This is a genomic window from Bacillus sp. 166amftsu, assembly GCF_900107445.1.
Lineage (GTDB): Bacteria > Bacillota > Bacilli > Bacillales > Bacillaceae_G > Bacillus_A > Bacillus_A arachidis.
The window spans coordinates 280,536-297,431 of sequence record NZ_FNQA01000004.1 but is presented as its reverse complement, the minus strand read 5'-3'; the positions used below and the strand labels follow the sequence as shown (position 1 = coordinate 297,431).

The following is a 16,896-nucleotide window of genomic DNA, read 5'->3' as shown; positions in this document are numbered from 1 at the left end:
CCCTATAATAAAAAATCATATTGTATTCATTTTTTTGATTACCGACCTTGTAGCTTCTGAAGTAAAGCATATTTCTCCATTTTTATTTACAATTACTTTTTCTTGTATACGTTGCTCTAACCAATCCTCTATAAACGCGGGTGCATATCCGCCACAACTGAAGATATACTCTCCCCGTTTTCCAGCACATGCCATAATTTGAGAATAATCTTCAAAATATTTTTCTTTCGAAACTTTTTTAAACTGGCGAGTATATAACCAGAATTGCAAATCATATAGTAGCATTGACTTTTCATCAGCATGAAGTGAAAAGTGCCCTTTCTCTTCAATTATTTCAGTAGAAAGCGTTCTAATTTTTCTTTCAAGTTCCGGTATCTCATCTATATCTGCGGAAATTTCTAATAAATTCGGTGAAAACTTTGCATTCTTCGCCATTTCTAAATATTCTTCCCTGATTTGTTCGCTATCATCATAAACTTCTCCATTTACAAGCCCTCTAATAAAACTCTCAAAGTCTTTTGCTAACCATGTAATTTTATAATCATATTCTTGATCGATATGCACAACACAAGGCTCTCCTTTTGGACCGCACTCCCTATAATCAAGAAATATCATATCGTGTCCAGCCGAGGGACAATCACAAATAGCCACTCCTATTTCAGGATATCCCCATTCTTCAATCCAAAATTCACTACCAAATTCTCCACCTAATGAAGAACTTTTTTTATATCCAATACCATAAATACCAGTTATAGCAACATGATCCTCTGCCCAACTTGTAGGAATATCTGTAGGAAAACAATCGTTTATCGGAATTCCCCCATTATACTTCTTCATTAACCAAATATAAGATTCAGGTAGCTTATATCCTAATTCATTTTCTAGTTTAGAAATCATTTCATCTGTAGGATATTCAGAAATATATTCATCCCTTGCATATTCGCTGTCATCCCAAAAGTTATTAAAATCGAAATTATCAAAACAACCCACTTTCATCCCCCCTAAATTTCAAAAAAATGTATTTTTTACATACGATAGAATCCATAAAAAAACATATATCACTACTAAACAAATCGTTTCAAAACTATGTTATCTTGATGGACATAAAGTCACATACATCATTTTTAAAAATTCAAAGCGACTTCCATTTGTCTCTTGAATAAAAGTTCCAACTCCATCAAATCCTGCCTTTTTATAAACTTTAATTGCCCTTTCATTGAACGTGGCCACTGATAATGTTATATACCGCGGTTTGTATTTCCCCTTACAAAACACTAAGCCAGCCTGTACAAAATCTGCTCCTAACCCATTTCCTGTTATACTCGGTTTCATTCCAAGGCCAATATCTACTGTATGTATATCTATTTTATGAAAACTAAAAAAACCAACAAGCTTATTATTCTCACTAACAGCAAATGTGGTTTCTTCGCGTATGTTAGGGTCTAAAAACTCAACTAAATCTTCTTGATCTGCTTCCAAGTCATAAAAAGAATATTCCCCTTCATAATGCCAATTGTATGCAATATCCTCTGCCTGATCTTGTGTCATCACTTCAAAAGTATAATTCACTCTTCCTCCTCCTTAAGTAACGCACATATACAGTAAAATGTTAATCCATAAAAAGAAGCTGCACATAAAAGCAGCTCCTTCTCTTTTTTATAACCCATAAATCTCTTTATATTTCGCCTCTAAATAATCAGCTAAATAATTCGCATTTAGCCCTTCACCTGTTATATCTTCTAATATTTGTAATGGTTTTTTTGTTTTACCATACTGGTGAATATTTTTTGTAAGCCATTCACGAATTGGCGTCACATTTCCTTCTTCTAGCAATGCATCGAAGTTAGGAATTTCTTCTAGCATCTTATGTTTAAATTGCGCTGCGTACATATAACCAAGCGCATAAGATGGGAAGTAGCCAAACGATCCATCTGACCAATGTACATCTTGTAGCACACCTTGTGCATCCGTTTCTGGACGGATACCTAAATAACTTTCCATTTTATCATTCCACGCCGCCGGCAAGTCCTTGACTTCCAATGTTCCATCAAATAATTCCTTCTCCAGTTCATAACGAACCATAACGTGAAGCGGATATGTGAGTTCATCTGCCTCAATACGTATAAAGGAAGGTTTTGATTCATTAATAGCATCATAAAATTCATCTACAGACATATTTTCAAACTGCCCATCGCTAAATTGTTTCAATACGTCATAATTTTTCTTCCAGAACGATTTATTACGCCCAATAAAGTTTTCAAAGAATAGTGATTGCGATTCGTGAATTCCCATCGACGTACCACTGCAAAGTGGCGTTCCTTCTAATTCTTCTGAGATATTTTGTTCATATACAGCATGTCCACATTCATGAATTGTTCCGAAAACTGCCATCCGGAAATCCTTCTCGTCATAACGAGTCGTAATGCGAACATCCCCTCTATTTAATGTAATTTCGAAGGGATGTATTGTTTCGTCTAGACGGCCAGCCTCGAAATTATAATTTAATTGTTTTAGTAACTCTAAAGTGAAATTCTTTTGTTGTTCTTTTGAGAAATGCTCAAATAAAGCATTTGTTTTTAATTTTTTATTTGAGTCAGCAATTTCTTTTACAAGCGGAACAATCCGCTCACGTAGTTGTCCAAACACATGGTCTAATACTTCTACTTTAACTCCTGGCTCATACATGTCTAAAAGCGTATTATATTTATAAGTGTCATAACCCCAATATGCAATAAATTTCTTCTTATATTCAACAATTTTTTCTAAGTATGGTCGGAACATTTCAAAATCAGATTTTTCACGTGCTTCTCCCCAAACACTTTCCGATTTTGCTTGTAATTTGACAAACTCTTCATACTCGGCCTGTGGAATTTTTTTATTTCGATCATATTCTTTGCGGCATTCTTCTACAATTTTCTTCGTTGTTTCAGAAATTTTATTATCTGCAATTAACTGTTCTAATTCTTTTAAGTATCTTCCCATCTCATCAGAAGTCGATAATGAAAACACCTCTGACGAAAGCATCCCTATTACCTCAGAGCGCTGATCCACACCTTTCTTCGGCGCACCTGTACGCAAATCCCAAAATATCAGACTCAATGCTTCTCCATAATTTTCTATCTTTTTCACGTATGCTAAAAATTCTTTTTCAATTTCATATGTAGCGATCGTCATATTGTATTGCCTCCTTTTTCTATCTCACCTATATTTCGACATAAAGATATAAAGTCCTTTTCTGCTAAAAAGAAAAAAAGCTCAGCAAATGCCAAGCTTTTACAATACTTTACCTTCTACTGGAAGTACTTTTTTTACAACTTCTATAACTTTTTCATTTTCATCTTCTGATAAGAATAACGAAATAACACCTTTATCTTCACTTGTACGAATTAAGCGTCCAATTCCTTGACGAAGACGTAAAATCATATACGGTACATCTACATCCCAAAACGGATCATTAACGTGCTTACGTTTCGCTTCAAACACAGGATCGTTTGGAGGGAATGGAAGTGACCAAATAATCACATGTGATAGTGAAGAACCTGGAATATCTAAACCTTCCCATAAGTGAACCGCACAAAGTACAGTCTCTTCTTCATTTTGGAAACGTGAAACAAGCTGACTAATTTCTTGGTCTCCTTCATATAAGAACGGAACAGACATTTGCTCTTTATTCACATATTCTTTGAACGCTGCAAGCTCCCCTGTTGTACGGAATAATACAAGCGTACGTCCATTTGTTTTTTGAATGTTTTCAAGCGTATACTGACATTTTCGTTCCCATTCATTTTCCTGGTTATACGATGGTAAGTACACTTTCATTTGCTCTTCATAGTCAAATGGAGAAGCTACTGAGAATGATAAATAATCTTTTACACCTAAACTATTTGCTGTAAATGCAAACGAATCATTTTCAGATAGTGTAGCAGAAGAGAAAATATACGGAATTTTTTTCGAGAATACTTTCTCCTGTAGTACTTCTTCTACTGCACGCGGCATAATAACTAACGTGAATGCACCATCGCCTTCTTCTCCCCATGTAATTACATTTTTCTCATGCATGAAAAGACGAAGTGAATGTTCTAGTACATCTAAGTGCTCGTCAACGATATTTAAATCGTATGTGTTTACTGTATACATTTCGCTTTCAAATACTAATGCATCACCGACTTCCGCGATTTTCGCATAGAGTCGTTTCGCCTCAGCAGTTACTTTTTCTGTCACAGTTATTTCTAGACGATCTGAACCAGCAATTTCTTTTTTATTCTCTTGTAAAACATCAAAGAATCGCTCTGTTTGCCAAATTGTTTCTTCAACTAAATGAGCAAACTCTTCGCGAATATCATTTTGTAATAACCTTGTTAAGAGTTGTTCCATCATCGTTTGTTTTAAACGGTAAGTTAGTGCTTTTTGCGCTGCATACTCAACAAGATGTCCTTCATCAAAGACAACACAGCTACTTTCTGGTAAAAGTGGCATTTGTCCTTCACGCTTACGAGCATCATATGTCCAAATATGATCCATATAGAAATCTTGAGAACAAATAATTAAATCTGCTGCTTTACGGTAGTGTTCACGAGAGAGCGTTTGACCACAACGATGACGAGAATCACATGTGAAACAATCTTGGAAATAATCCCATGATACTTTTGACCATTCTTCGTCATTTAATAGTGGAAACTCTTTTCGATCACCGTAATGCGTAAAGTTTTGCATCGTTCCATGATCAAATACAAACTGAGGTAATTCATAATATAGATCTTCAATTACTTCTGGAGCTCGTCCACTCATTACATCTTCAAGTTTACGTAAACATAAATAATTATCCATTGATTTCGCTAGACGTACATCAACAGATAACCCTAATGCTTCTGATAATTTCGCAATGTCTCCTTCTTCTTTCACAAGCTGCTCAATTAGCGTTTCGTCTGCACAAGCAATAATAGCTGGCTTTCCTGTATAACGCGCATAACAAATTGCATATAAAAGATATACAATCGTTTTACCCGTTCCTACACCCGCTTCTGCGAACATTACTTTTTTCTCTTGAAACGCGCGTTCTAATTGAAACGCCATAAAAATTTGTTCATCGCGTTCTTCAAAACCTTTTTCCGGGAGGATATCGTAAAACACATCTCCAATCCACTCATTCAACTTATCATAAAAATTATCTTGTTTCCCTACTTCAAATGGTAATCTCTTCTCAGTAAACATCCTCAGCCTCCAACCAAAAAGTTTTTCTATAAAAAGATATAGCAACTGCTATTTAGAAATAGCAGTTGCTTTCCCCTGTTGTAATACATAGAAATGCGTGAAAAAAGTTTTCCTTTATATAAAGGAAAACTTTTTTCACTCTATTAATGACTTTAAATAACGCTTATCAATTAATGTTTCATGTGATAACGCAGATAAATATTCTTCCTGCGCTCTTTGCATTTCATCTGCTACTGCACCTTGAAAATCGAGTTCTTTTCCGAGTTCATCATACGTACGATGAATCGCTTTTTGAATCATTGACAATTGGAACCCGTCCATAATGATTCCTCCTTTTGCACATTACATAATAGCCAGTATATGCGCAGAAAAGAGGTTTTATACTATGAATTACGAGGTGGGCGTTTCCCAAAGTACTGGTAATAATCTGTACGAATAAAGCCGTTAAATAACTTACGCTTTTTGGATGCATCTTGTCCATAACATTTTTCAAATGCTTCATAGCTCGTTAATAAATACAGCGACCAAGTATCTAACGGGCGGAATACTTCTCCCATTTCTTTATATAATTTTTCAACAAGTGCTTTTTCACTTAAACGTTCTCCGTATGGAGGATTCGTTACAACATAGCCATATTCCTCTTTTGTCGTGAAATCTTTTACTTGCATTTGTTTAAAGGAAATTAAATCACCTAATCCAACTTCATCCGCGTTATCTTGCGCAACTCTTATCATCCGGTGATCAATATCTGATCCGATAATTTGTAATGGCTGATCATAATTTGCTAAATCTTCTACTTCTTGACGTGCTTCTTTCCAATTTTGCTTACCAATCCAGCCCCATTCATCAGATGCAAATTCACGATTAAAACCAGGAGCAATATTTTGTCCAATCAGTGCCGCTTCGATTGGAATTGTTCCCGAACCACAAAACGGATCGACAAACGGACGATCTGGTTTCCAATTTGTCAGTTTAATTAAAGATGCAGCTAGTGTTTCTTTCAAAGGTGCTTCCCCTTGATCCACACGGTATCCACGCTTATGAAGTCCAACGCCACTTGCATCAATTGTCAATGTTGCAATATCTTTTAGCATTGCAATCTCAATGCGGAATAACGGTCCATCTTCTTCAAACCAAGTTGTACGTCTATAAGTTGATTTTAATTTTTCAACAACAGCTTTTTTCACTATACGTTGACAATCTGGAACACTAAATAATGTTGATTTTATTGATTTTCCGATAACAGGAAACTCACCATTTTCAGGAATATAATCTCCCCAATTTAATGCTTTTGTCTTTTCAAACAACTCATCAAAAGTTGTCGCCTTAAACTCACCAACTTTAATTTTTACACGATCTGCAGTACGCAACCATAAATTCGTACGACAAATCGCTTTCGCATCCGCTTCAAACGTTACTTTCCCGTTTTCTACTTGGCACTCATAACCAAGATCGCGAACTTCTCGTGCAACTAAAGCTTCGATACCCATTGCTGCTGTTGCAATTAAAGTAACTTTTCCCATTTGCATTCACCTCTTATGTATAATCAACAATAATTAACAGTTTTTTCTATTAATTATTAAATATTACGAAGTATGTTCTTATTAACCATTTTAACTCACTAGTTATAACTTCATACAAATAAAAAGCCCTCCTCTTACAAAGGAGAGCTGAGTCATTCCATAATTGGTTCATAACGTTCTGTAAGCCATGTTCTGTTCCTTTGTACTGCAAACGGCCCACGCCTCGTACTCCGGTGGCAATCATCTATCTACAGACTATCAAGTCTGTCCTTTTCCATCGTTCATTTCCTTGGAAAAGATTCCCCTACCATTATTTGGGTTTCTCGCTCGTGGGGTTTACCTCGTTCCACTCCTATCATTTCTTCAAGGACTTCGTCACTGTGGCACTTTAAAGGTAGTCAAACCATATCCAAAAGGACTTAGGTTTTTTCCCTGCCGTTAATCCAGCCTTGCAGCCAGAATACCCTAGCTTATGAATTGGCTAGGCACGAACACTACGACCATCTCAGGTCGTGCGAGCATGGACTTTCCTCTACAACGTTGGCGTTGCAGCGATTACCCAAACGTTATGACAAACATTAGTATAGTGGAAACAAAAAGATTTTGCAATGCTTTTTTATATGTAAAATGCTTCAATCTTTTTCCATCCCTAGATTACTCGTATAACTTACTTCCAAATACAGCTTTTTCCAGATTAGATAAACGCTTTAAGATATCTGTATTCGTATTGTTGTATACTGGTTGTGCAACCGGTGTTGGAGCAGGTTGTTGCGGTGCTTGTGCTACCGCTACTTTCTGCTCTTCTAATTCACGTTTCAAACGAACGTTTTGTTGTTGTAATTGCTCAAGTTCCTTATGAAACGCTTCATAATCTTTAATAATCATATCAAGAAACTTATCTACTTCTTCTTGCTGGTAACCTCTCATACCCGTTTTAAATTCTTTTTCCAAAATATCTTTCGCTGTTAATTTAATTTTATCCGAAATCATTTTCTTCACCTCAAATTTTTACCAAAACTTTCATTAACTAAATTTTTTCAGAAACTACGTCTTTTGTCAATCAAATATACGTGAGCTATATTACATATTACTCTGCATTATTCCACTGTTCCTCTTCTATTATATCTTGTAAATCAGAAAAAAGAATGAAATAACTGTGATAATTTTCTATTTCTCCTCTTTTCTTTGCTACTTCTACGATGTATTTAGGACTTCCTGGTTTTTCTTCGTCATACACAGCTAAAAAGGCATCACTTTTTTCAATAAAAAATTGATTTTTTAATCGAAACTGTTCTGGGCTTTCATATTTTCTTTTCGTAATGCTATCCACATGATCTGCTTGTCCTAGAATAAACTCGTATAGTTCTCGGTTTCCTTCTTTCCAATTTTCCTCTTGTTCTAAAAAAGGGGTAAACACAGCAAGCTTTAAATCAGGATATTCTAGCTGCAAGTCAAAGACAACTTCAGCTGTCCATAACTCTACTCCTAACTGCCCACTAATAATAACCCACTCCAATCCCTCTTCTATAAAAGCAAGTAACTTACGATGCAATGCTTTTTTTATACAAATAACACCTGGATGATCATCCTTAAATATCCCAAGTTCAAATGGTTTATATCCTGTCACCGCAACAACTTTCATGTCAACACTCCAATAAAAAAAGAACTAGCATTTTGCTAGTTCTAACATAACATTTACTTTTTAAACATTCCACCTACATTTGGTCCTACATTTGGCCCTGGTCCGAATGGAGATACTTGTGGCCCTACATTTGGTCCTGGTCCAAATGGAGATACTTGTGGTCCTGGCCCAAATGGAGATACTTGTGATCCTGGCCCAAATGGAGATACTTGTGATCCTGGCCCAAATGGAGATACTTGTGATCCTGGTCCAAAGCCTCCTCCGAATCCTGGAGCAACAGGTTCTACAACATTCACATTTGAAAATGTTTGTGGGAAGAAATGTTGATTTTTAACTTGTTGATGATGAACATGTGTTGTATGAGTTGGGTGAATATGTGGTACCACTGTTGTGGAAAAAGTGTTCGTTACACATTGTTTTGTTGGATGAATGACAGGAGGTGTTGTGCAAACAGGTCCTACAGGTCCAATAGGTCCTACAGGTTTATGCCCTCCAAAACAAGGATGACAATGATACATAGTTTTTTCTCTCCTCTCTCATAAAAAATCTGACTACACTTTACAATATGAGAAAGAGATAAAAGCCGCTTGTTATATATACCCATTTATTTAATGGAAATTTGTCTATATGACAGCTGTTTACATACGATAACTTGGACACACAACTATCACCCTTTAGCAAAAAAGCCTCCAACTTGTTTTACAATCCCAGTGACCTGATTCATTGCATTCATCATTTGACCAGCTGTATTCATCATTTTATTCACATCATAGTTACCATCTGCGGTCTTAAATTGAGATACGAAACTAGAAAATTGACTTGGCTGTTGTTGTTGTTTTTGTTTGTTCATCGTTGGATATGGTTGAAAAGGCTGTTTTGGCGGGTAAAACATTGATGGTTGATTCATAAAGGATTGGGGTTGCTGTGGTACATAAAATTGTTGATTTGTATATGGCTGTTGTTGCTGTTGTGCATCAAATTGTTGATTTGTATATGGCTGTTGTTGCTGTGGTACATAAGATTGTTGATTCGTATATGGCTGTTGTTGCTGCGGTACATCAAATTGTTGATTCGTATAAGACTGTGGTTGCTGTGGTACATCAGATTGTTGATTCGTATAAGACTGTTGTTGCTGATTCATAAAAGATACTTCAAATGGCTGATAATAATTCATTTGATTTCCGTAATTAGGAGCGAATGGATACATATTATAACGTAAATATGTATCCTCATTATATTGATAAGCATTGGGGTGTGTATATACATTTTGCTGCGTATATGCATGTTGCTGCGTATATGCATTTGGTTGTTGAAACATGTATTCTCCCTCCTCTAACTAAGTTTCTACCTATAGAATATGTACCTATAAAATAAAATGTGTAACCTGATAAATGTCTGTTTTTGTCGGAAGTTTAAATTTTTAAAAAAATAAGAAAGTAAGCCTTTTCATGTTACGATAATAGCGAGGAAGATTCTCATAGGGGAGGAATCAACATGAAATTAGGGGATTTAAAACAGGCTTTCACTCAAAAAAAGGGGTACGCTACAGAGGATATGAATGAGTTGCTTGATTTTGCTAGACATCACTACTTAGAAGGAAAAATCTGCATCTCAGAATATCGAGTATTAATACGTGAATTAGAAATAAATGGGGCGAAACCCACACATACAACTGTAGAATCATAAAAACAAGAGGGTTTCCCCTCTTGTCATTTACATTGTTCTACTATATTTTGCAATGTATATAAAATCGCCTGATGTGTTTCATAAAATCGCTTACCTTTTCCCTTATTTACAAAACATTGCAGTGCATTATTTTGTAAATTCTCATATACTTGATCAATTTGTTGCACATGTATATACTTAGGCTTTTCATGTTTTATCCATTGATAAGCTAATTCTTTCCACACTTCTAACTCCCGATCAACCATATCCACAAAAGGCTTCATATCCTGATAAAAATCAAACTCTTTTTCTGCTCTTTTTTTTATAATTGTTTCATCATTGTACTGTATTAATTTCATTGAAGACTGCATTAATGTTTCATAATCCAATTTATTTCCACCCTCTTATGCGCTTACTATGACATTTTGAAACGTTTGGAGCCAACTCCCTTTTTCTTCGTGATGTAATAATTTATCCTCCATATGTTGAATGTGCATCTCTGTTACTTCTCCTCTATTACATATATCTTCACGTTTATCTTTTAAAGAATGATTAACTCTAATTGAGACATTCATTTCCAGCAAATCAAGAGCACTTAACATTTGATCCATTTTTTTCATTACATTTTCCTTCTGAACCATCGCCATTTATAAAACGCCTCCTTCTTTGCTTTTCCTTTGTCCTGTTATTTCGACGATTCCCTTATCACTCCTGCACGACTGACAAAACTAGTTGATATTCGGCAAAGAAATCGGTTTGTATGGGTTTTATAGAAATGGTAACAATACAAAAGGGAGGTGTTTACAATGGTTAAAAATAAAAATGAGAAGAAGAAAAAACAAAACAAACAACAAAATAAACCTGAAACTGGAAATCCGAAGCTAGATGGCCCGAACTTTCCTGCTACATAAAGCGAAACAATAATCAATTTGAGGGATTCATTCCCTATTGGTTAGTAGCTCTTATCTTCACGGGCAACTTATCTTCCATCTAGCTCCTTTGCTTCCGCTAAATTTTAAGGCGGGAGTATGAATGCCCATGAATAGCGGGATAAAGTGAAATTTAAATGGTGTGACTTCTCCTTTCACCTAGCTTCTTTAATTTTTCGTACCTTTGTATAAAAAATGTCGATTCATTTATGTAATCAAGTAGTCCCACCTCCCTATAAGAGAGTGGGACTTTTCCTATTATATCATGAAGTCATTATTCCTTTTAAAAAAGCTATTCAAGGCAGAAAAAATATGTATTTGATGTTGTTTTTGTAGAAACCATTCTGTAATATCTATTTCTTCTTTCGGTTCCTGGAACAAAAATAATGGCTCAATATTCATTTTTGTATGAAACCAATCTTTCTCTAAGCTATTTTGATGCAGAACAACTGGAAAAGCATCTCTTAACCGGGGTGTATCTTTTTCTTTTGGATTTGTAAAATACTGCTCGTAATCCACTCTCGATCCTGTAGGAAATGTTCGCAAAGAAAAATCATAAAATAACACTTCATATTTAGGGTGAAATAATAACCACGCCAATTTTTTTCCCAATTCTATCCGTTTTTGTAATTCTTCAAATTGATAAACCGAAAAACCATATAGCTTTCCTTTTGTTGTCGGAAAAATTACAGCATTGAAATGAAAGAGCTCTTGAAATTTAAACAGTAAAGTTTGAAATACGTATTTTTGAAAATATGGGTGTTCAATAATCGGTTTTTGAATCTTATTTTGTTCATTAATAACAAGTGCTGTAATAAGACGTATGCAATCTCTTTTATTCCAAAAATCTTTCCATTCCTTCTCCATAAAAATGGATACATTAAAAAACTGTGATAAATGAAAAAGTGGTCTATTCATTTTTTTACTATACTCATATAACAACAATTGTGGGTATGCATCTGAAAAAATAAGCCAATTTGCACTTTCGTAAGTAAGGAACAATTGCTTTCTCATTCTTTCAGATAAAACATTCGCATAGTATTCCCCCCCTAGATCTGTTATATTCCACCCAGCGTTTCTCGAAACCATACTCGCCAAAAATGACCACCGGATTTCTTTATTTCTTAAATAATATTCTTGATAAGTATGTGTACGTGAAATATTATCAATATTCGCTAGAGCTGTCTGCTGTTTAATATGCGTTATTAAGTACTTCTCTTCCATTGAACAAGCTATTCCACTACGCTCTCTATTTATTTTCTCATACTCATTCTGCATGAGCATATATGAATCACCACATCTCTCTTGAAAAAAATCGCATCTTTTTTGTTTTTTTTGATATAATCACCTTTGTAAGTGATTCTATGTAAGTTGGAGTGGACAAACTATGACCATTCGTTATCCAAACGGAAAAAGGTATAATCAAGCATTGCAACCTCAAAAAACACAATTTAAAAAGCATACTTATAGCAATAGAGGTATGTCTCTTGAAGAGGAATTAAATGAAACAAATCAATATTATTTAACTCATAATATTGCCTGTATACATAAAAAACCCACCCCTCTTCAAATTGTAAAAGTGGATTATCCCGCTCGAAGTGCTGCAGTTGTGAAAGAAGCTTATTTTAAACAGCCTTCTACAACAGACTACAATGGTGTATATAGAGGAAAATATATCGACTTCGAAGCAAAAGAGACAAAAAATAAAACAAGTTTCCCGCTGCAAAATTTTCATCTTCATCAAATTAAGCATATGGAACAAGTAATGGCTCATAACGGAATTGCATTTGTTATTATTAAATTTACACTTTATGATGAATTTTATTTACTAGATGCAAAACATGTCATTTCATTTTGGAATCGCCAAGATGCTGGTGGACGTAAATCGATTAAGAAACAAGAAATCGAAGAACACGGATACTTGTTATCATGCGGTTATCATCCTCGAATTGATTATATTCGTGTACTAGACATGGTTTATTTTTCGTGATAGAGTCAACAATAAGGCTCTTTTTTCGACTTTTGGGGAGAAAATGAAAGGTAGGAGAAAGTATAATGTCAGAGAATTATCGTTCTCGTACAGAACGAAAACATGCACAACATCAAAAACAAGAAACAAACAAAACGGAGAAACCAAAGAAGAAAGGTTCCTTTTTCAAGAAATTTTTAATTGGCTGCCTACTTCTTGGCATTGTTGGTCTTATAGCTGGAGTTTCCGCCTTTTTTATAATGGTAAAGGATGCTCCAAAGCTAGATAAAGCTAAACTTGTCAACCCACTATCAACTAAATTTTATGATAAAGACAAGAACTTCATTTATGAATATGGTGCCGAAAAACGAACGAATATCACTTACGATCAAGTTCCGAAAGTAGTAGAAAGTGCATTCCTAGCGACAGAAGATGCTCGCTTCTATCAACATAATGGAATCGACTTTAAACGTACAGGAAAAGCAATTCTTGAAAATGTCACAGGTGGTTTTGGTTCTCAAGGTGGTAGTACAATTACCCAACAAGTAATTAAAAACTATTTTCTAACGATGGAAAAAACATCAAAACGTAAAGTACAGGAATGGTATCTAGCTTATAAATTAGAGCAACAATATTCCAAACATGAAATTTTAGAAATGTATTTAAACAAAATCAACCTTGGCAATCGCTCTTATGGTGTTGCAACGGCAGCACAAAATTATTACGGGAAAGAGTTAAAGGATCTAAAATTACATGAAGCTGCGATGCTTGCTGGATTACCACAAGGTCCTAATATGTATGATCCAACAAAAAAAGAAAATATCGATCGAGCAACAAAACGTCGTAATACAGTCTTATCATTAATGAATCGACATGGCTTTATTTCAAAACAAGAAATGGATGAAGCGATAAAAATCCCAGTAACAGAAGGGCTTCTTCCATCTAAAGAAGTAACCGAAATGCCTTATCAAGCATTTATCGACGCGGCTGTAAAAGAAATCGAAAAAGAAATGCCCGATGTAAATATTGGATCTGACGGATTACAGATTTATACAACAATTGATACAAAAGCACAAGAATACGCTGACCAATTACTAGATGGAGATATTATTAACTATCCAAATGATCGTTTCCAAGGTGCTTTCGTATTTATGGATACAAAAAATGGTGAAGTTCGTGCAATTGGTGCTGGCCGTAAAGAAAATAAAGCAGCATTTAAAGGACATAATATGGCCGTTGATATGCAACGCCAAGTAGGTTCAACTATGAAGCCAATCTTTGACTACGGTCCTGCTATTGAATATATGCAATGGTCTACATACCATCAATTAAATGACTCAGAATATACGTATTCTAACGGTAAAAAAATTCGAAATGCTACAAACAGCTATAAAGGTGACGTATCGTTACGTGAAGCATTGAAAAAATCATTAAACATCCCTGCTTTAAAAACAGCACAAGCAGTTGGATTAGACAAATCAAAAGCATTTGCTGAAGGACTTGGAATGACTTTCAAGGACAACACAGTATACGAATCAACAGCAATTGGTAGTAACACCGCTTCTCCCTTACAAGTAGCTGGTGCATATGCCGCCTATGGTAACGAAGGAAATTATAACAAGCCACATTTCGTAACAAAAGTTGTCTTTCCTGATGGAAAAGAGAAAAGCTTTAAACCAAAAGAAGAACGAGTAATGAAAGACTACACAGCATTTATGATTACGGATGTTCTTCGTGATGTTGTAAAACCAGGTTCTGGTGGTACAGGTCCAACAGCTTATGTATCAGGAATTGATGTTGCTGGTAAAACAGGAACACAAAACTTTGATCCAGATACATTAAAAAAATATAATATTCCAGAAAGTGCTAACAGAGATAGTTGGTTTGCAGGTTATTCACCGCAATATACGATGTCGGTATGGACAGGGTATGAAAGAGATTCTGAAGAAAACTATATTCCAGATAAATCACCTTCGGTCCGAATAGCCCAACAAATTTTCAAAGAAATGATGAGTAAGTTCGCAACAGATACATCTCGTTTTGAGCAACCTTCTTCTGTAGAACGTATAAATGACGAACTCTATGTGAAAGGTGCGAAAAAGGATGCTGTTAAGCAGATCAAAGTAGATCCACCGACTGGTGTAACGCCATCTTATGACACAGCATCTAATACGATTTCACTAAGCTGGTCCGGTCCTTCAGATGCTGAATCATACTCCGCAAGCTATAAAGCGACTGATGGTTCTAGTGGCGGTCTCTCCGTAAGCGGCACAAAAGCTTCACTTAGCGGAGTGAAACCAGGTGTAACTTACAGCTTCTCAGTAGTAGCGAAAAAAGGAACAGGCACAAGCAATGCGGCTGGTGTATCCTTTACTGTTCCTGGCGAGAGTGAAGATGCTAAGAAGAAAGCTGAGGACGAAGCTAAGAAAAAAGCTGAAGACGAGCTGAAGAAAAAGGCTGAGGATGAAGCTAAGAAAAAGCAAGATGAGCAGAAAAAATTAGAAGAAGTCAATAAAAAAGCTGAGGATGAAGCTAAGAAAAAAGCTGAAGACGAGCTGAAGAAAAAGGCTGAAGACGAGCTGAAGAAAAAGGCTGAGGACGAAGCTAAGAAAAAAGCTGAAGAAGAAGCTAGAAGAAAAGCTGAAGAAGAAGCTAAGAAAAAGGCTGAAGAAGAAGCCAACAAGCCAAAACCAGATCAACCAACAGGTGGTGGAGATGTTCCTCCAGCAGAAAATGTTAATCCAGCACCATAATATAAAAAAGAAGTCACCTTTCTCTATTGAGACGGTGACTTCTTTTTTATTATAATTTTTTTCGCATATAGTTTTTCTATTTCTAGATACAGCTGCGTTAATTGAATATATGAATGATAATGATTTGGTTGCTCTATCATATATAAATATCGTTCCATAAAATTAACAGGTTTTATATTTAACTCTTCAATTTCTCTACACATATCTTTCAGCCCTGGTACGTGTTTTCCATTTAACCAGTATAAAACTGATAATACATGAGCGATAAATTGAATCATGGGATCTCTCGCTTCTTTTCGCTTTCTATTTCGAAACAATCTAGCTATATCCTCTTGCTTACTTTTCCATACATCTAATACAATTGGAATACTCTTATCAATTCCATTCCATGGCTCGTATTGTTTTTCAATATCAAATAAAAAATAAGTACTTTGTAACAGTTCTTCAAAAGTTTGCTCTGAACAATATACAATCTTGTCTATATTCCCTTCAAAAAAAGGAGTGCATCGAAATTCATCCGGTATTTGTACGACTTGTTCCATCTTTTTATTTTCCTTTCGTTCGCTTCTTACCTTCACGGCACACTTCTAGTAGCGGACATACTTCGCATTGCGGTCGCTGTGCTTTGCAATGATAACGTCCAAAGAAAATCATGCGGTGATGCGTAACTCCCCACTCTTCCATTGGAACTTTCTTCATTAACGTTTTCTCTACCTCTAGCACTGAATCTTTCCAACGGCAAATAGCCAAGCGTTTACTTACCCGTTCCACATGTGTATCAACAGCGATAGCTGGGATATCAAAAGCTACAGAAACAACTACATTTGCAGTTTTTCTACCGACTCCTGGTAGTTTTGTTAGTTCATCACGATCTTGTGGTACCTCTCCATTATAGTCTTCAAGCAACATTCGGCATAACTTTTGAATATTTTTCGCTTTGTTCCGATACAATCCGATCGAACGAATATCCTGTTGTAATTCTTCTAAAGATACATTTAGATAATCTTGGGGTGTCTTATATTTTTGAAATAAGCTTTTCGTTACTTTATTTACAAGGACATCTGTACATTGTGCAGATAATGCAACCGCAATTACAAGTTCAAATGGATTGTCATAATTTAATTCACAATGTGCTTCTGGATACATTTCTGCCATTGTATCTAAACAGTAACGAATTTGTGTCTTGTTTAACATACCTTTCCTC

Annotated in this window: 18 protein-coding genes and 1 other RNA gene; 3 read left to right on the top strand and 16 right to left on the bottom strand. The window is 35.4% G+C overall.

The features are described 5' to 3' along the window. Window positions 1-15: 15 nt before the first annotated feature. The 11 genes from BLV40_RS14705 to BLV40_RS14655 all read right to left on the bottom strand — a co-directional run bounded on the left by BLV40_RS14705 (window position 16) and on the right by BLV40_RS14655 (window position 9,694). The gene (locus BLV40_RS14705; protein WP_231503917.1) at window positions 16-990 is read right to left on the bottom strand and encodes an SMI1/KNR4 family protein; all 975 of its coding nucleotides are present in this window, start codon (window positions 988-990) and stop codon (window positions 16-18) included. A gap of 99 nt (window positions 991-1,089) precedes the next feature. Then, entirely contained in the window at window positions 1,090-1,569 is a 480-nt protein-coding gene (locus BLV40_RS14700) for a GNAT family N-acetyltransferase (protein WP_090691178.1), read from the bottom strand. A gap of 87 nt (window positions 1,570-1,656) precedes the next feature. Further along, a complete protein-coding gene (locus tag BLV40_RS14695) occupies window positions 1,657-3,174 on the bottom strand; it encodes a carboxypeptidase M32 (protein WP_026591153.1) in 1,518 nt (505 codons plus the stop codon). A gap of 99 nt (window positions 3,175-3,273) precedes the next feature. Next, window positions 3,274-5,211: an ATP-dependent DNA helicase gene (locus BLV40_RS14690; RefSeq protein WP_026591154.1), complete on the bottom strand. Its 1,938-nt coding sequence runs from the start codon at window positions 5,209-5,211 to the stop codon at window positions 3,274-3,276. A 135-nt stretch (window positions 5,212-5,346) separates the two neighbouring features. Further along, window positions 5,347-5,532 (bottom strand): DUF3921 family protein, encoded by a 186-nt coding sequence (locus BLV40_RS14685; RefSeq protein WP_026591155.1) that lies wholly within the window; start codon window positions 5,530-5,532, stop codon window positions 5,347-5,349. A gap of 62 nt (window positions 5,533-5,594) precedes the next feature. Next, entirely contained in the window at window positions 5,595-6,734 is a 1,140-nt protein-coding gene (locus tag BLV40_RS14680) for a THUMP domain-containing class I SAM-dependent RNA methyltransferase (RefSeq protein WP_090691175.1), read from the bottom strand. A 176-nt stretch (window positions 6,735-6,910) separates the two neighbouring features. Continuing rightward, window positions 6,911-7,301: RNase P RNA component class B (gene rnpB / locus BLV40_RS14675), an RNA gene on the bottom strand. An 87-nt stretch (window positions 7,302-7,388) separates the two neighbouring features. Beyond that, entirely contained in the window at window positions 7,389-7,724 is a 336-nt protein-coding gene (gpsB, locus tag BLV40_RS14670) for a cell division regulator GpsB (protein ID WP_026591157.1), read from the bottom strand. 97 nt (window positions 7,725-7,821) lie between these two features. Continuing rightward, window positions 7,822-8,376, bottom strand: a complete 555-nt coding sequence (locus BLV40_RS14665) for an SLOG family protein (protein WP_026591158.1) — start codon at window positions 8,374-8,376, stop codon at window positions 7,822-7,824. 53 nt (window positions 8,377-8,429) lie between these two features. Continuing rightward, window positions 8,430-8,894 carry a CotD family spore coat protein gene (locus BLV40_RS14660; protein ID WP_026591159.1) on the bottom strand — a complete coding sequence of 155 codons (465 nt, stop codon included), beginning with the start codon at window positions 8,892-8,894 and terminating at the stop codon, window positions 8,430-8,432. Window positions 8,895-9,043: 149 nt separating this feature from the next. Further along, complete coding sequence (locus BLV40_RS14655) at window positions 9,044-9,694, bottom strand: YppG family protein (RefSeq protein ID WP_090691172.1); 651 nt, start codon at window positions 9,692-9,694, stop codon at window positions 9,044-9,046. A gap of 176 nt (window positions 9,695-9,870) precedes the next feature. Here BLV40_RS14655 and BLV40_RS14650 point away from each other — a divergent pair, with 176 nt between their 5' ends. Beyond that, on the top strand, window positions 9,871-10,062 hold the full coding sequence (locus BLV40_RS14650) for a YppF family protein (RefSeq protein ID WP_026591161.1): 192 nt from the start codon (window positions 9,871-9,873) through the stop codon (window positions 10,060-10,062). Between the two features lie 23 nt (window positions 10,063-10,085). On the opposite strand, the gene BLV40_RS14645 is transcribed toward BLV40_RS14650, so the two are convergent. The 3 genes from BLV40_RS14645 to BLV40_RS14635 form a co-directional block, all read right to left on the bottom strand. Further along, window positions 10,086-10,430, bottom strand: coding sequence for a YppE family protein (locus tag BLV40_RS14645; protein ID WP_026591162.1), 345 nt, complete (start codon window positions 10,428-10,430; stop codon window positions 10,086-10,088). Window positions 10,431-10,445: 15 nt separating this feature from the next. Continuing rightward, the gene (locus tag BLV40_RS14640; protein ID WP_026591163.1) at window positions 10,446-10,688 is read right to left on the bottom strand and encodes a hypothetical protein; all 243 of its coding nucleotides are present in this window, start codon (window positions 10,686-10,688) and stop codon (window positions 10,446-10,448) included. Window positions 10,689-11,228: 540 nt separating this feature from the next. Continuing rightward, window positions 11,229-12,254, bottom strand: a complete 1,026-nt coding sequence (locus BLV40_RS14635; protein ID WP_090691169.1) for a DUF2515 domain-containing protein — start codon at window positions 12,252-12,254, stop codon at window positions 11,229-11,231. 103 nt (window positions 12,255-12,357) lie between these two features. On the opposite strand from BLV40_RS14635, the gene recU reads away from it, so the two are divergent. Next, complete coding sequence (recU, locus tag BLV40_RS14630) at window positions 12,358-12,960, top strand: Holliday junction resolvase RecU (RefSeq protein WP_026591165.1); 603 nt, start codon at window positions 12,358-12,360, stop codon at window positions 12,958-12,960. 65 nt (window positions 12,961-13,025) lie between these two features. After that, window positions 13,026-15,692: a PBP1A family penicillin-binding protein gene (locus tag BLV40_RS14625; RefSeq protein WP_090691166.1), complete on the top strand. Its 2,667-nt coding sequence runs from the start codon at window positions 13,026-13,028 to the stop codon at window positions 15,690-15,692. Window positions 15,693-15,715: 23 nt separating this feature from the next. On the opposite strand, the gene BLV40_RS14620 is transcribed toward BLV40_RS14625, so the two are convergent. Both BLV40_RS14620 and nth read right to left on the bottom strand, forming a co-directional pair. Next, entirely contained in the window at window positions 15,716-16,234 is a 519-nt protein-coding gene (locus BLV40_RS14620) for a YpoC family protein (protein WP_090691163.1), read from the bottom strand. A 4-nt stretch (window positions 16,235-16,238) separates the two neighbouring features. Then, the gene (nth, locus tag BLV40_RS14615; RefSeq protein WP_090691160.1) at window positions 16,239-16,886 is read right to left on the bottom strand and encodes an endonuclease III; all 648 of its coding nucleotides are present in this window, start codon (window positions 16,884-16,886) and stop codon (window positions 16,239-16,241) included. Window positions 16,887-16,896 lie beyond the last annotated feature (10 nt).

What these genes read in the sequence shown, in the direction of transcription:
- BLV40_RS14695 (WP_026591153.1), bottom strand. Translation starts at nt 3,174, where the DNA reads ATGACGATCGCTACATATGAAATTGAAAAAGAATTTTTAGCATACGTG.
- BLV40_RS14690 (WP_026591154.1), bottom strand. Translation starts at nt 5,211, where the DNA reads ATGTTTACTGAGAAGAGATTACCATTTGAAGTAGGGAAACAAGATAAT.
- BLV40_RS14685 (WP_026591155.1), bottom strand. Translation starts at nt 5,532, where the DNA reads ATGGACGGGTTCCAATTGTCAATGATTCAAAAAGCGATTCATCGTACG.
- BLV40_RS14680 (WP_090691175.1), bottom strand. Translation starts at nt 6,734, where the DNA reads ATGGGAAAAGTTACTTTAATTGCAACAGCAGCAATGGGTATCGAAGCT.
- gpsB (WP_026591157.1), bottom strand. Translation starts at nt 7,724, where the DNA reads ATGATTTCGGATAAAATTAAATTAACAGCGAAAGATATTTTGGAAAAA.
- BLV40_RS14665 (WP_026591158.1), bottom strand. Translation starts at nt 8,376, where the DNA reads ATGAAAGTTGTTGCGGTGACAGGATATAAACCATTTGAACTTGGGATA.
- BLV40_RS14660 (WP_026591159.1), bottom strand. Translation starts at nt 8,894, where the DNA reads ATGTATCATTGTCATCCTTGTTTTGGAGGGCATAAACCTGTAGGACCT.
- BLV40_RS14655 (WP_090691172.1), bottom strand. Translation starts at nt 9,694, where the DNA reads ATGTTTCAACAACCAAATGCATATACGCAGCAACATGCATATACGCAG.
- BLV40_RS14650 (WP_026591161.1), top strand. Translation starts at nt 9,871, where the DNA reads ATGAAATTAGGGGATTTAAAACAGGCTTTCACTCAAAAAAAGGGGTAC.
- BLV40_RS14640 (WP_026591163.1), bottom strand. Translation starts at nt 10,688, where the DNA reads ATGGCGATGGTTCAGAAGGAAAATGTAATGAAAAAAATGGATCAAATG.
- BLV40_RS14635 (WP_090691169.1), bottom strand. Translation starts at nt 12,254, where the DNA reads ATGCTCATGCAGAATGAGTATGAGAAAATAAATAGAGAGCGTAGTGGA.
- recU (WP_026591165.1), top strand. Translation starts at nt 12,358, where the DNA reads ATGACCATTCGTTATCCAAACGGAAAAAGGTATAATCAAGCATTGCAA.
- BLV40_RS14625 (WP_090691166.1), top strand. Translation starts at nt 13,026, where the DNA reads ATGTCAGAGAATTATCGTTCTCGTACAGAACGAAAACATGCACAACAT.
- BLV40_RS14620 (WP_090691163.1), bottom strand. Translation starts at nt 16,234, where the DNA reads ATGGAACAAGTCGTACAAATACCGGATGAATTTCGATGCACTCCTTTT.
- nth (WP_090691160.1), bottom strand. Translation starts at nt 16,886, where the DNA reads ATGTTAAACAAGACACAAATTCGTTACTGTTTAGATACAATGGCAGAA.